Source organism: Roseicyclus marinus (assembly GCF_030163795.1).
Lineage (GTDB): Bacteria > Pseudomonadota > Alphaproteobacteria > Rhodobacterales > Rhodobacteraceae > Roseicyclus > Roseicyclus marinus.
This window is the reverse complement of record NZ_JASJOF010000001.1, coordinates 414,857-427,941: the sequence shown is the minus strand read 5'-3', so window position 1 is coordinate 427,941 and position 13,085 is coordinate 414,857. Positions and strand designations below refer to the sequence as shown.

Genomic DNA, 13,085 nt, shown 5'->3' with positions numbered 1-13,085 from the left:
GCGCGGCCTCCACCTCAGAACGCCTCGGGCTTGGCTTCGCGCGCCATGTGGTCGAGCACGGCATTGACGAATTTCGGCTCTTTCCCCTCGGGGAAAAAGGCGCGGGCGACATCGACATATTCGCTGATCACGACCTTGGGGGGCGCGTCGCCCGCCACAAGCTCGGCCCCGGCGGCGCGGAAGAGCGCGCGCAGCGTCGGATCGATCCGGTTGATCGGCCATTTCGCCACCAACGCGCGGTCGGTCATCTGGTCGATCTTCGCCTGCCAGTTCACCGCATCCTCGAGCGTCTTGGCGAAGAGATCGGGATCGCCCTCGGCCATCTCCTCGCCCTCGTAGATCGCGCCGAAGCGGTGCGTCTCGAATTCACGGCGCACGACCTGCCGGGTCTGGCCCGACGCCTCCATCTGGAACAGCGCCTGCACGGCATAAAGACGCGCGGCCGATTTCATCTGGCGGCGTTCCTCGCGCGTGGGCGGTTTGGGCTGGCGCGGGGTCGTATCGGGGTCGTCGGTCATGCCGTGGTCGGGCCTTTCGTGTCGCCCGCGACCTCGATCACATCGGGGCGGGGCTTGAAACCGACGCCGCCTTTAGGCTGGCCGAACCGGCGCGTCAACGCGATGAGGTGAAGGGCGGCCGCCGCTGCCCCGCCAGCGGTGTTCAGCCGCGCGGCATCGGCGCGTTCCTCGGCCTGTTCGCGGTTTTCGACGGTGATGATGCCATTGCCGATGCAGACCCCCTGCATCCCCAGAAGCGTCAGCGCGCGGCTGCTTTCGTTCACGACCACGTCGTAATGGCTGGTCGCGCCCCGGATCACGCAGCCCAGCGCCACGAAGCCGTCGAAATTCGACAGGCGCTGCGCGATGCCGATGGCGGTCGGGATTTCGAGCGACCCCGGCACCTCGATGGTTTCATGGGTGGCGCCCGCCTGATCCAGCACGGCACGCGCGGCATCAAGCTGCGCCTTTGCGATGGCGGTGTAATAGGGGGCGATGACGATGGCGACCTTGACCGGTTTGTCGAAGGTCGGCAGGCCCATGTCGTTGTCGGAATGTCCGGCCATCATCCAAGCTCCGATATCTTGCGGGTTCCGGTGATCGAGAGGCCATAGGCTTCGAGCCCCACGACGCGCGGTTTGGGCGAATTGGTGAGCAAGATCATCTCGCTGATACCGAGGGAGGACAGGATCTGCGCGCCCAAGCCATATTGGCGCAGGATCTGGGGGCTGACCTCGTCGCCCAAGGCAAGTTTCATGGTCAGGTCGCGCAAGAGGACCAGAACGCCGCGCCCTTCCTCGGCGATGAGGCGCATCGCATCGCCAAATTCGCCCGCCCGGCCACGCGGCCCCGTGCCCACCACATCGAGCAGCGGGTCCATCGCATGCATCCGCACCAGAACCGGGTCGGGGCCGGAAATGTCGCCCTTGACCAGCACGATATGTTCGGCGCCCTGCGTCTCGTCGGTGTAGATGCGCAGGGTCCAGTCGCCGCCGAATTCGCTGGTGATGGTCCGTTCCTCGCGCAGCTTGACGAGGTTGTCGTGGCGGCGGCGATAGGAGATCAGGTCGCTGATCGTGCCGATCTTGAGGTTGTGGCGCTGCGCGAAGGCCACGAGATCGGGCAGACGGGCCATGGTGCCGTCCTCGTTCATGATCTCGCAGATCACGCCCGAGGGGTTGAGGCCCGCAAGGCGGCTGATGTCGACGGCGGCCTCGGTATGGCCCGCACGGACCAGCACGCCGCCGTCGCGGGCGCGCAGCGGAAAGACATGGCCGGGCGTGGCGATATCGGCAGCCCCCCGGCTGGCATCGATGGCCACCTGCACGGTGCGCGCGCGGTCGGCGGCGGAAATGCCGGTGGTCACCCCCTCGCGCGCTTCGATGGAGAGGGTGAAGGCGGTTTCATGGCGCGAAGAATTGTTCGTCGACATGAGCGGCAGGCCCAGTTCGTCGATCCGGGCGCTCGTCATCGACAGGCAGATCAGGCCGCGCCCATGGGTGGCCATGAAATTGATCACATCGGGCGTGGCCCATTGCGCGGGGATCACCAGATCCCCCTCGTTTTCGCGGTCCTCGTGATCGACGAGGATGAACATGTGGCCGTTGCGGGCCTCCTCGAGGATTTCTTCGATGGGGGAAATCGCGTCGGACCAGTCACGCTCGACCGGGCCGGGCTCTTCGTAGGGTTGCGTCATCGTCATCCTCTTGCCGCGTGGCGATTGTGGCGGCAGATAGCCCTTGCCCGGCACAGGCGCAATCCGCGCCACCCCCGCATTGCCGCACATAGACCATGGCCTGCATGATGACTAGGCCGCGCCCTCGGCCCCGAACAGGACGTCGCGGTCCAGAACGCCGCCAAAGCCCGCGACCGCGCCCCAGCCGCGTTCGATGCCTGTCGCGGCGACCAGCACCACGGCATCGGCGGGAAGGCGGCGCGCGGCCATGAGCGCGCGCAGGCTGTCGCGCGTGTCGCGCCAAGGCGCCGTGAACGCGGGGGCGCGGCTGGCGGCCTCGATCAACTCGGGCTGGGCGGCCAGAACGGCCTCGGGCGCGGTCGGGGCATAGATGGCGGCCAGCCGCGTGGCGGCCCCCTCAAGCGCGCCGAGCCTTGCGGCAACGGGTGCGGACAGCCGCGTCTCGCCACGCCGCAGGTCGAGCGCGTTGCCCGAAAACAGGAAGGCCACGATATCCTGCCCCGATGTCGCGCGGATCGTGGCATAGGTCTTGTAGGGCAGGCCCAGACGTTCGGCGCGCTTGACCCTCAGGCGCACCACCTCGAGCGGCAGGCTGGGCAGAAGCGCCGCGCGCGCCTTGCCCCAGGCCAGCTTGCGAAAGCCGAAGCCCGCCTCCATCGTCGGTCCGCCGTTATGCCCCAGCCCGCTCATGATGCGCATACCGCCCGTCTTTGCTTCGAAAATACTCCCGCCGGAGGCATCCGCCACCACGGGCGCGACGCCCGAGGGATCAGCGCCAGTCCTGCAATCTTGCCACGTAGCGGGCCAGCGTGTCGATCTCGAGGTTCACGCGATCGCCCACCTGCGTCGTGCCCCAGGTCGTGGCCGTCTTGGTATGCGGGATCAGGTTGACGCCGAATGTCGTGCCGTCGACCTCGTTCACGGTCAGCGATGTGCCGTTGAGCGCCACCGAACCCTTGGGCGCGATGTAGCGGGCCAGCGCCTCGGGCGCGCGGAAGGTGATGCGGGTCGAATCCCCTTCGTCGGCCATGGCGATGACCTCGGCCAGCCCGTCGACATGGCCCGAAACGATGTGGCCGCCCAGTTCGTCGCCCACGCGCAGCGAGCGTTCGAGGTTGATGCGGCGACCCGGCGCCCAGTCCGAGAGGTTGGTTTTCGAGACAGTTTCGGCCGAGATGTCGACCTCGAACCAATCCTCGCCCAGCGCGGTGGCGGTCAGGCAGACGCCGTCGCAGGCGATGGAGGCGCCGATGGCGATGCCGCTCGTGTCATAGCCCGTGGCGATCCGCGCCTTGAGGTCGCCCGCCTGGTGCAGGGCGCGGATTTCGCCCAGATCGGTCACAATTCCGGTGAACATCGCGGCCTATCCCCTGTTCGTGTCGCGGCACAAAAACCACGCGCGGAGCGGCGCTTCAAGGGTGTGATACGTCACCTTTGCGCCATCATTCCGCCCCGAGGCCGCCGCCTTGGCTTGATTTGCTGATGGGAACCCCGCATTTTCCGGGGGCTTTACGAGTGACCGTACCTATGGCCCCCAGCCACGCACACCGCGTCTTTTTGTTCTTGCAAGGCCCGCATGGGCCGTTCTTCGACCAGTTGGGGCGCATGCTGCGCGCGGCAGGCGCAGGCACGTGGCGGGTGGGGTTCAACCGGGGCGACGCGGCGTTCTGGTCGGAGCGGGCAAGCTATATCGCCCATGTCGATCCGCCCGAGGATTGGGCCGAGCGCGCCGGGCCGTTGATGGATGAAAAGGGTGTCACCGATCTGGTGCTCTACGGCGATACGCGGCCGATCCATGCCGCGGCCATCGCCGCCGCGCGCAGCCGCGGGATCACCGTGCATGTCTTCGAGGAAGGCTATCTGCGGCCCTACTGGATCACCTATGAACGCGGCGGTGCGAACGGCCATTCGCGGATCATGGATATGTCGGTCGACCAGATGCGCCGCGCGCTGGAGGGGTTGGACCTAGACCTGCCCGATGCGCCCGCGCGCTGGGGCGACATGCGCCAGCACGTGTTTTACGGGGCGCTCTACCATTTCTTCGTCTTCGTCCTGAACCGGGCCTATGCCGGGTTCCGCACCCATCGCGCGCTGAGCGTCGGACAGGAATTCCGGCTCTACCTGCGGCGGCTGGCGCTGATGCCGATCCATTGGCTGGAGCGGAGCGTGGCGACATGGCGGGTCAAGACCGGCGGCTTTCCCTATCATCTTGCGCTGTTGCAGCTCGAACATGACGCCAGTTTCCGCGACCATGGGCCGTTTGATCGGATGGAGCAATTTCTGTCCGTTCTGATCGAGGGGTTCGCGCGCGGGGCGCCCGCGCATCATCACCTCGTGTTCAAGGCCCATCCGCTGGAGGACGGGCGCACGCCCTTGCGCGCCGATATCCACCGGATTGCGGCAGCCCATGGCGTCGCGCGGCGCGTGCATTACCTGCGCGGCGGCAAGCTGGCGCGGCTCTTGAACGACGCGCGATCCGCCGTGACGGTCAATTCGACCGCGGCGCAGCAGGCGCTCTGGCGCGGGCTGCCGCTGAAAGCCTTTGGGCAGGCGGTGTATCTGAAGCCCGAATTCGTGTCGGACCAGTCGATCGAGGCGTTTTTCCAGAATCCGACGCGCCCCGACAGCCGCGCCTACCGCGATTACCGGCACTTTCTGCTGGAGACCTCGCAGATCACCGGCAGCTTCTATTCGGCACGGGGGCGGCGGCAATTGCTGCGGCAAGTGGTGGACATGATGCTGTCGGCCGAGGACCCCTACGAGGCGCTGGCGGCGGGACGACCGGCACCACGGCAACACCTTAGACTGGTCACCTGAACAAAAGCTGGCGTCGTAAGTCGAAAATCGTTAGATTGGCAAAAAAAGAATACCGAGGCAGTTCAGGCAATAAGGAGCCACCCCGTGACATCGATGGCTTTTCGCGGCGCGCGCATTGGCGCGCTGTGCATGCTTGTGACGGCGGTCGGGGCCTGCGCCTTGCTGCCGCGTTCCGGCCCGACGCGTAACGAGATCTTTGCAGGATCGGTGCAGCGCGAGGGCGATGCCTTCGTCGTCGAGGTGAACCAGCGCGTGACGGCGGCAACCGCCGTGGTGCCCGCGCTCGGCTTTCCGCCCGAACTGGTGAACGCGGGGATTGCGGACAGCGATGTCATCCGGCCGGGCGACCGGATTTCCTTTACCATCTATGAAAACGTGACCGACGGCCTTCTGGCCGGTCAGGGCGCATCAGCCGCCGTGATCGAAGAGGTGCAGGTCGACAGCGCGGGCTTCATCTTCATCCCCTATGCCGGACGCATCCGCGCCGCGGGCAACACGCCCGAGGCGCTGCGCGGCATCATCACCCGCAATCTCGACGAACAGACGCCCGATCCACAGATCATCGTGCGCCGCGTGGCGGGCGACGGATCGACCGTGACGGTCACAGGCGTCGTCGGTGGACAGGGTGTCTATCCGATCGAACGGCCCACCCGGACGCTGTCGGCCATGCTGGCCGCCGCAGGGGGCGTCACCGTGCCGCCCGAAATCGCGCAAGTGACCGTGGTGCGCGGCCATCATCGCGGCACGATCTGGTTCCAGGACCTGTTCCGCGACCCGACCGTCGACATCGCGCTGCGCGGCGGCGACCGTATCCTTGTCGAGGAGGACGGACGGTCCTTTACCGCGCTGGGGGCGACGGGGGCGCAGACCATCGTGCCCTTCGAAAGCCAGGTGATCTCGGCGATCGAGGCCATCGCATCGGTCGGCGGTCTGAACCCGGTTCTGGCCGATCCCACGGGCGTTTTCGTCCTGCGAAACGAGCCGCAGGATATCGCGCGCGCCGTCCTTGGCCGCGACGATCTGATCGGGGCGCAGCGCATGGTCTATGTTCTGGACCTGACGGCACCGACGGGCATGTTCGAGGCGCGCGATTTCGTGATCCGCGACAGCGACACGGTCTATGTCACCGCAGCCCCGATCACCCAGTGGAACAACGCGATCAGCGCGCTGACCGGCACGCTCGGCGCGGCACAGACCGTGAGCGGCGGCGGGCTTTGACCGGCCATGGCCGGGGCGGGCCCACGGCGGCGCGGCTTTCATTATAACGCGGGCTTTCTGACCAACGCCCGCGTGCGCCGTATCCTGACACTGGCGGGCCATGACCTGAAGCTGGGCAAACCCGGGCCGCACGATGACGTGCTGGTCTGGGGCCATTCGCCCTATGCCGCGCGGGGCGAGGCGGTGGCGCAGGCGACCGGCGCGCAGCTGGTGCGGGTGGAGGATGCGTTCTTGCGCTCGCTCCATCCCGGGCGGTCGGGCGATCCGCCGCTGGGGTTGGTGATCGACCGGAGCGGCCTTTATTTCGATGCGACGCGACCCTCGGATCTGGAGGGGCTGCTTGCGACCCATCCGTTGGACGATACCGCGCTTCTCGACCGGGCGCGGGACGTGCTGGCCCGGATCGCGGAAGCCGATCTGACGAAATACGCCGCGGTCGACCCGACGCTGGAGCCGCCGCCGCCGGGTTATGTGCTGTTGATCGACCAGACGCGCGGCGATGCCTCGATCCGGCTGGGGGAGGCCAATGCCCACAGTTTCGCGGAAATGCTGGCCCATGCGCAGGAGGATCACCCCGGCGCGCCCATCGTGATCAAGACCCATCCCGAGACGCAGGCCGGCCACAGGCCCGGCCATTTCGACGCCGCCACCCTGCCCCCGGGCGTCACGCTGGAGGATCGGCCCATCGCGCCCCGGCGGCTTTTCGAAGGGGCAAGGGCGGTTTACTGCGTCACGTCGCTTTTGGGGTTCGAGGCGATTTTCGCGGGCCACAGGCCGGTGACCTTCGGCGTGCCGTTCTATGCCGGTTGGGGTCTGACCGAGGATCGCCGGCTGGTGCCCGCGCGCCGCCAGCGGCGGTTGACGCGCGCGCAGATGGCGGCGGCGGCGCTGATCCTGCATCCGGTCTGGTACGATCCCTATCGTGACCGGCTGTGCGAGGTGGAGGATGTGGTCGGCACGCTGGAGGCGCGCGCCCATGCGTGGCGGCAAGATCGCGGGGGCCATGTCGCCGTGGGGATGCGGGCCTGGAAACGGCGGCACATGGTGCAAAGTTTCGGGCGTTTGCGGTTTGAAGACGATCCGGAGAAGGCTGCCGCCGACGGCCGCCCCGTGATGGTTTGGGCGGGACGGGAAACAAAGGCGCTGCGCGCGGCCTGCCATGCCGCGAAGCGACCGCTACATCGGGTGGAGGATGGGTTCTTGCGCTCGCGCGGTCTGGGGGCAGACTTGGTGCCGCCCCTGTCGCTGGTTCTGGACGATCTGGGGATCTACTACGACCCGAGCCGAGAAAGCCGTCTGGACCGGCTGATCGCGGAGGCGGCGGGATGGGAGCCCAAGCGATTGGTCCGGGCCGAAAGGCTGGTGGCGCGGTTGGTGGCGCTGGGGCTGACGAAATACAATCTGGGCGGAGATACCCCTGAGCTTGCCGCGCCCGAGGGGCGGGAGGTGATCCTTGTGCCGGGGCAGGTGGAGGATGATGCCTCCATCCTTCTGGGCGCGGGTGCTGTGCGGACGAATGCGGCGCTGCTGGCTGCGGCGCGCGACCTGCATCCGGAGGGTTGGATCCTTTACAAACCGCACCCCGATGTGGTGGCGGGGCTGCGCGCGGGCGCGGTGGGGGCGGAGGGGCTTGCCGATGCCGTGGTGTCCAAGGTGGACAGCGCCGCCTTGCTGCCACAGGTGGACCGGGTCGTCACCATGACCTCGGGCCTCGGGTTCGAGGCGCTGCTCAGGGGGGTGCCGGTGACGACCCTTGGCGCGCCGTTCTATGCCGGGTGGGGATTGACGCGGGACATGGGGCCGGTGCCCGCGCATCGGCGGGCGCGGCCAAGCCTTGCCGCCTTGGCCCATGCCAGTCTGATCGCCTATCCGCGCTACCACGATCCGGTGACGGGCCTGCCCTGCCCTGTCGAGGTGGCGGTGGAACGGCTTGCCAGCGGCGAGGGGCTGCGCGGACGGCCGGGCTTGCGGGCGCTGGCAAAGCTGCAGGGATGGTTCGCGGGGCAAAGCTGGCTCTGGCGGCGGTAGGTAGGGCGCGCGAAACTGCAGTTTCGCGGGACGGAAAACTGCAGTTTTCCATCCTCGCGCGTCAGCGCGACCAGACCGCCACAACATCGCCGCCAAGATTGCGGGTTTCGCGCAAGCGGAACCTCGGGGCTTCGGCCAATGCCGCAATGCCCATCGCGCCCACGGCGGGTGTACCCTCGGCCCCCAGAACGATCCCCGCCTGCATCACCACGAGTTCATCCACCAGATCGGCGGACAAAAGCCCTGCTGCCAGCGTCCCGCCCCCCTCGCAGAACACCCGCGTGAGGCCTGCGGCCCCCAGCGCCGCCATGACCTGCGCAAGGTCGAGCTGCCCGCCCGGACCTGCCGGAACCTCGATCCGGCGCGCGCCGGCACGATCCCACGCCGCGCGGGCGGCTTCGGGCGCGTCGGGGCCGTGGCAGAGCCAGACCGGCACCTGCGCCGCGCTGCGCATCAGCGCGCTGTCCATGGGCAGATCGAGCCTGCGCGACAGGACCACGCGGACAGGTTGATGGGTGGTGCCAAGGCCGCGCACCGTCAGGCTGGGATCATCGGCGCGCGCGGTGCCCGCGCCCACCAGCACGGCATCGTGGCGCGCGCGCATGGCATGGACCTGCCGGCGCGCCTCGGGCCCGGTGATCCACTGGCTTTCGCCGGTCGCGGTGGCGATGCGGCCATCGGCGGAACTGGCGAGTTTCAGGGTCAGCATCGGGCGGGCGTGAAGGATCCGGGTGAGAAAGCCGCGATGGGCGGCGGCGGCCTCGTCGGCGCAGATGCCGGTGACGACCTCGAGCCCGGCATTGCGGAGCGTTTCCAGCCCCCGGCCCGCGACACGGGGGTCGGGATCGCCCATGGCGACGACGATCCGCGCGATGCCGGCGTCGACCAACGCATGGGAACAGGGCGGCGTCAGGCCGTGGTGGTTGCAGGGTTCAAGGCTGACATAAGCGGTGGCCCCGCGCGCGGCCGCCCCCGCCTGCGCCAGCGCCACGGTTTCGGCATGGGGCCGCCCGCCCGGTTGCGTCCAGCCCCGGCCCAGAACACGGCCGCCCGCCACGATCACGCAGCCGACCGCCGGATTGGGCCAGACCCGGCCCAACCCGCGCGCGCCGATATTCAGCGCCAGCCGCATGAAGCGGGCGTCCGCCGAGGACGCCATGGATCAGCTTTCGGTCTTGGGTTGAGGCGGAGCCAGTTCGGCCAGGAAATCCTCGAAATCGTCCGTCGCCTGGAAGTTCTTGTAGACGCTGGCGAAGCGGACGTAGGCGACCGTGTCGATGGCGGCGAGCCGTTCCATCACGATTTCACCGATCTGTTTCGAGGGGATATCGGTTTCGCCCATGCTTTCGAGGCGGCGCACGATGCCCGAGACCATCTGGTCGATCCGTTCGGGTTCGATCGGGCGTTTCTGGAGCGCGATGCGCACCGAGCGTTCCAGCTTGTCGCGATCGAAATCCTCGCGGCGGCCATTGGATTTCACCACGACCAGATCGCGCAACTGGACGCGCTCGTAGGTGGTGAAGCGCCCGCCGCAGGCCGGGCAGAACCGGCGGCGCCGGATCGCGACATGATCCTCGGCCGGACGGCTGTCCTTGACCTGGGTATCGACATTTCCACAAAACGGGCAGCGCATCGGCCTCCCCCTCTCTCGTCCCTCGGGCGGCCCGGCATGGCCTGCCCCTGCCTCATCCATGGGGTCTGGTGCCCCTGTTATCCACAGGCACTATAGGCGAGCCGGCAGGTGTTGGGTAGATGCCAATTCACGCCCACACGATGTGGGGCATGTGCGCCTCACCCCATCGGCTGGAACAGCGCGGCGACGCGGCGGCGGTGGGGGGCAAGCCGATGTTCCACAAGGTAAATCCCCTGCCATGTGCCCAGCCGCATCCGCCCGTCCGCAACCGGGATCTGCAGGCTGACGGGCAAAAGCGCCGCCTTGATATGGGCGGGCATGTCGTCGGGCCCCTCGGCGGTGTGGCGCAGCCATGACATCGACGGATGACCGGCGGGCGGCACATGGCGGCCCAGCCAGTCGATCAGATCCTCCTGCACCTCGGGATCGGCGTTTTCCTGAATGAGCAGGCTGGCCGAGGTATGGCGCACCATCAGCGTCAGAAGCCCGTCGCCCGACCGCGCCAGCCAGCGCGCCACATCGGCGGTGAACTCGACCATGCCGGGGCCGTGGGTGTCGATCACGAATTCGGTTTGCATCCCTCGCCTTCCAGAGCCGCGCGGCCCGTGTCGCTCAGGGCATAAATGCCCGTGCCAAGTTTCTCGAACCAGCCGTAGTGATTGTCGCGCATGAGCGTCGTGGCGCGGTCGACGCCCGTTGCGGTCTTGACCGCCGCCCCGCGTGTCGGACCCGCGCCCAAGAGATGGCGCGCGCAGGCCAGCGCATCCTGACGATAAGCCGTCATCCGCTGGCCATTGGTGCCGCCCATGTTCGGATCGCCCTGCCGCCGCGCGAATTCGGCCATCAAGGCGCGCTGTCGCGGGGCGGATTTGCGCGGCGCGTAGGGGCCGGGATCGCACGCGATCTCGACCAGACCATCGGGCAGGCGCACCACCATCAGGCCAAGGCCCAGACGCCGTGCGAGCCTTGTGTTGTCGCCCAGCGATTTGAGCCAGCGCCGACCCTTGCCGCGCGGCACCGCGAGGTAGACCCGGTCGCTGACGGCGAGCCGCGCGATGCCCTGATGAAACAGCGTCAGCGAAAAGGCGGTCTTCAACTCGACGATCACCGGATCCTCGCCCGCACGCGTCGCCACGACATCGGCGGGACCGATCTCGGCCTTGACCTCGTAGCCCGCGGCTTCGAGAAACGCCTTGACGGGCGGGTAAAGCGCGGTTTCCTGCACGGTATGCCCCCGTTTGTCCGGTCTGGTGCCGGGTCCGGACCATCCTGCCCCCCGGCGCGGGCCACGGCAAGCCGCGCCTGATCGCGACATGCCGATTCCCGGCTTGACTCCGGCAAGTCGCCCCCGTATCCCCCGCCCAGATTTGCGGGCGTGGGCCATGCCACACGCCCTTTCCGTTTCTGAGCTGTCGAGGATCACCCCATGTCGCGCGTCTGCGAATTGACCGGCAAAGGCCCGATGACTGGCAACAATGTCAGCCATGCCAACAACAAGACCCGCCGCCGTTTCCTGCCCAACCTGACCGATGTCACGCTGGGTTCGGACATCCTGAACCGCAGCTTCAAGCTGCGCATCTCGAACGCGGCGCTGCGCACGGTCGACCACCGCGGCGGTCTGGACGCGTTCATGGCCAAGGCCAAGGATGTCGAGCTGTCGGACAAGGCGCTGAAGATCAAGAAAGAGATCGAAAAGGCGCAGGCCGCGCAGGCCTGAGTCCCTTCGACTGTCCGAAAGACGCTTAACGCGCCCTGCGGCATGCCAGCCGGGGCGCTTTGCGTTTTGCACTGCCGCCCACTGCCCGTCTCGAGGATTGCCGCGCCCTGCGGGCGGTCTATGCTCGGATCGAGATGTCTATTCCGAGGGAGGGCAACATGCCGGATGGAAGCAAATCCCCGTCGCGTCGCAGCGTCGTGGTTTCCGAGTTTACCAACAGCGTTCTGGACCCCAACGAGCCCATGCTGGGGCCGGTGGAAAACGGAGGAACGATCATCGCCAATACCGCGCCGGGCTGCTGGGGCCCCATGATCACGCCCCGCCTGCGCGGCGGTCACGAGGTGACGCGGCCCGTTTTCGTGCAAGGGGCCGACGTAGGCGATGCCGTCGCGATCCGCATCCGCGAGATCACCGTGACCTCGGTCGCCACCGCGTCGGGGCATGACAGCTCGCCCGAAGGATTTTGCCTTGGCGATCCCTATGTCGCCGCGCGCTGCCCGGTCTGCGATACCGTCTGGCCCGAAACCCATGTCGAGGGAATCGGTCAGGATGCAGTGAAATGCAACGCCTGCGGGAATGCGGTCAAACCCTTCGAGATCGTGCATGGTTATACCGTCACCTTCGACGAGACGCGGGCGGTGGGCTTGACCCTGCCCAAAGCCGCGGCCGAAACCATCGCCAAGGACGCCGACCACTACGCCGCCCTGCCCGACCAGAGCCGCCAGCATTCCATCCTGACCTTCGCGCCCTCCGACATGCCGGGCACGCTGGTGCGGATGCGGCCCTTCATGGGGCAGTTGGGCACTTGCCCCTCCATGGCCATGCCCGACAGCCACAATGCGGGGGATTTCGGGGCCTTCCTTGTGGGGGCGCCGCATGATTACGCGATCACCGCCGAGCAATTGGCCGAGCACAAAACCGACGGCCACATGGATATCGACGCGGTGCGCGCGGGCGCGATCATCGTCTGCCCGGTCAAGGTGCCGGGCGCGGGCGTCTATATGGGCGACATGCATGCAGGCCAGGGTGACGGGGAAATCGCCGGGCACACGATGGATGTGGCCGGCAGCGTGACGCTGCAGGTCGAGGTGGTGAAGGATTACCCCATCGACGGCCCCGTCCTGTTCCCGCTGGTCGAGGATCTGCCGCCCCTTGCCCGCCCCTTCACCGAGGCGGAAATGGCCAAGGGCCGCCGCCTTGCCGCGAAATGGGGCGTGACCGAGATCGAGGCGCTGGCCCCGGTTTCCGTGATCGGCACGGCCGCCAATCTCAACGCGGCCATCGACAACGGCCTTGCGCGGGCCGCGACCCTTTTGGGGATGAGCGTGGCCGAGGTCCGCAACCGCGCCACGGTCAATGGTGCGATCGAGATCGGGCGTGCGCCCGGCGTGATCCAGGTGACCTTCCTTGCGCCTCTGGCACGGCTCGATGCCGTGGGCCTTGGCGATTTCGCGCGGGAGCAATACGGGCTCTGAGGCC

At 67.7% G+C, this 13,085-nt stretch carries 14 protein-coding genes; 5 read left to right on the top strand and 9 right to left on the bottom strand.

Annotation, left to right across the window (positions count from 1 at the left end; genetic code table 11):
• Positions 1–14 precede the first annotated feature (14 nt).
• The 5 genes from nusB to QQK63_RS02195 all read right to left on the bottom strand — a co-directional run bounded on the left by nusB (position 15) and on the right by QQK63_RS02195 (position 3,550).
• A complete protein-coding gene (gene nusB, locus QQK63_RS02215; protein WP_277826562.1) occupies positions 15–518 on the bottom strand; it encodes a transcription antitermination factor NusB in 504 nt (167 codons plus the stop codon).
• Positions 515–1,063 (bottom strand): 6,7-dimethyl-8-ribityllumazine synthase, encoded by a 549-nt coding sequence (locus QQK63_RS02210; RefSeq protein ID WP_277826560.1) that lies wholly within the window; start codon positions 1,061–1,063, stop codon positions 515–517. Before QQK63_RS02210 ends, nusB begins: the two co-directional genes overlap by 4 nt.
• Positions 1,063–2,193, bottom strand: a complete 1,131-nt coding sequence (ribB, locus tag QQK63_RS02205; protein ID WP_277826558.1) for a 3,4-dihydroxy-2-butanone-4-phosphate synthase — start codon at positions 2,191–2,193, stop codon at positions 1,063–1,065. Before ribB ends, QQK63_RS02210 begins: the two co-directional genes overlap by 1 nt.
• A 111-nt stretch (positions 2,194–2,304) precedes the next feature.
• Positions 2,305–2,892, bottom strand: coding sequence for a hypothetical protein (locus QQK63_RS02200; RefSeq protein WP_277826556.1), 588 nt, complete (start codon positions 2,890–2,892; stop codon positions 2,305–2,307).
• A 70-nt stretch (positions 2,893–2,962) separates the two neighbouring features.
• Complete coding sequence (locus QQK63_RS02195) at positions 2,963–3,550, bottom strand: riboflavin synthase (RefSeq protein ID WP_277826554.1); 588 nt, start codon at positions 3,548–3,550, stop codon at positions 2,963–2,965.
• Positions 3,551–3,720: 170 nt separating this feature from the next.
• On the opposite strand from QQK63_RS02195, the gene QQK63_RS02190 reads away from it, so the two are divergent.
• The 3 genes from QQK63_RS02190 to QQK63_RS02180 all read left to right on the top strand — a co-directional run bounded on the left by QQK63_RS02190 (position 3,721) and on the right by QQK63_RS02180 (position 8,256).
• Positions 3,721–5,010 carry a capsule polysaccharide biogenesis protein gene (locus QQK63_RS02190; protein WP_277826552.1) on the top strand — a complete coding sequence of 430 codons (1,290 nt, stop codon included), beginning with the start codon at positions 3,721–3,723 and terminating at the stop codon, positions 5,008–5,010.
• Positions 5,011–5,103: 93 nt separating this feature from the next.
• Positions 5,104–6,228, top strand: a complete 1,125-nt coding sequence (locus tag QQK63_RS02185) for a polysaccharide biosynthesis/export family protein (RefSeq protein WP_277827782.1) — start codon at positions 5,104–5,106, stop codon at positions 6,226–6,228.
• A 6-nt stretch (positions 6,229–6,234) separates the two neighbouring features.
• Entirely contained in the window at positions 6,235–8,256 is a 2,022-nt protein-coding gene (locus tag QQK63_RS02180) for a capsule polysaccharide biogenesis protein (protein ID WP_277826550.1), read from the top strand.
• Between the two features lie 61 nt (positions 8,257–8,317).
• Here the strand turns inward: QQK63_RS02180 and ribD are convergent, their stop codons facing one another.
• The 4 genes from ribD to QQK63_RS02160 all read right to left on the bottom strand — a co-directional run bounded on the left by ribD (position 8,318) and on the right by QQK63_RS02160 (position 11,114).
• Positions 8,318–9,415 (bottom strand): bifunctional diaminohydroxyphosphoribosylaminopyrimidine deaminase/5-amino-6-(5-phosphoribosylamino)uracil reductase RibD, encoded by a 1,098-nt coding sequence (gene ribD, locus QQK63_RS02175; protein WP_277826548.1) that lies wholly within the window; start codon positions 9,413–9,415, stop codon positions 8,318–8,320.
• Between the two features lie 3 nt (positions 9,416–9,418).
• Entirely contained in the window at positions 9,419–9,889 is a 471-nt protein-coding gene (nrdR, locus tag QQK63_RS02170) for a transcriptional regulator NrdR (protein WP_277826545.1), read from the bottom strand.
• Positions 9,890–10,047: 158 nt separating this feature from the next.
• Positions 10,048–10,467 (bottom strand): secondary thiamine-phosphate synthase enzyme YjbQ, encoded by a 420-nt coding sequence (locus QQK63_RS02165; protein WP_277826543.1) that lies wholly within the window; start codon positions 10,465–10,467, stop codon positions 10,048–10,050.
• Positions 10,449–11,114 (bottom strand): DUF2161 domain-containing phosphodiesterase, encoded by a 666-nt coding sequence (locus tag QQK63_RS02160; protein WP_277826541.1) that lies wholly within the window; start codon positions 11,112–11,114, stop codon positions 10,449–10,451. The genes QQK63_RS02165 and QQK63_RS02160 overlap by 19 nt, the downstream gene beginning before the upstream one ends.
• 201 nt (positions 11,115–11,315) lie before the next feature.
• Between QQK63_RS02160 and rpmB the strand changes: the two genes are divergently transcribed.
• Complete coding sequence (gene rpmB / locus QQK63_RS02155; protein WP_277826539.1) at positions 11,316–11,606, top strand: 50S ribosomal protein L28; 291 nt, start codon at positions 11,316–11,318, stop codon at positions 11,604–11,606.
• Positions 11,607–11,764: 158 nt separating this feature from the next.
• A complete protein-coding gene (locus QQK63_RS02150; protein WP_277826537.1) occupies positions 11,765–13,081 on the top strand; it encodes an acetamidase/formamidase family protein in 1,317 nt (438 codons plus the stop codon).
• Positions 13,082–13,085: the final 4 nt, after the last annotated feature.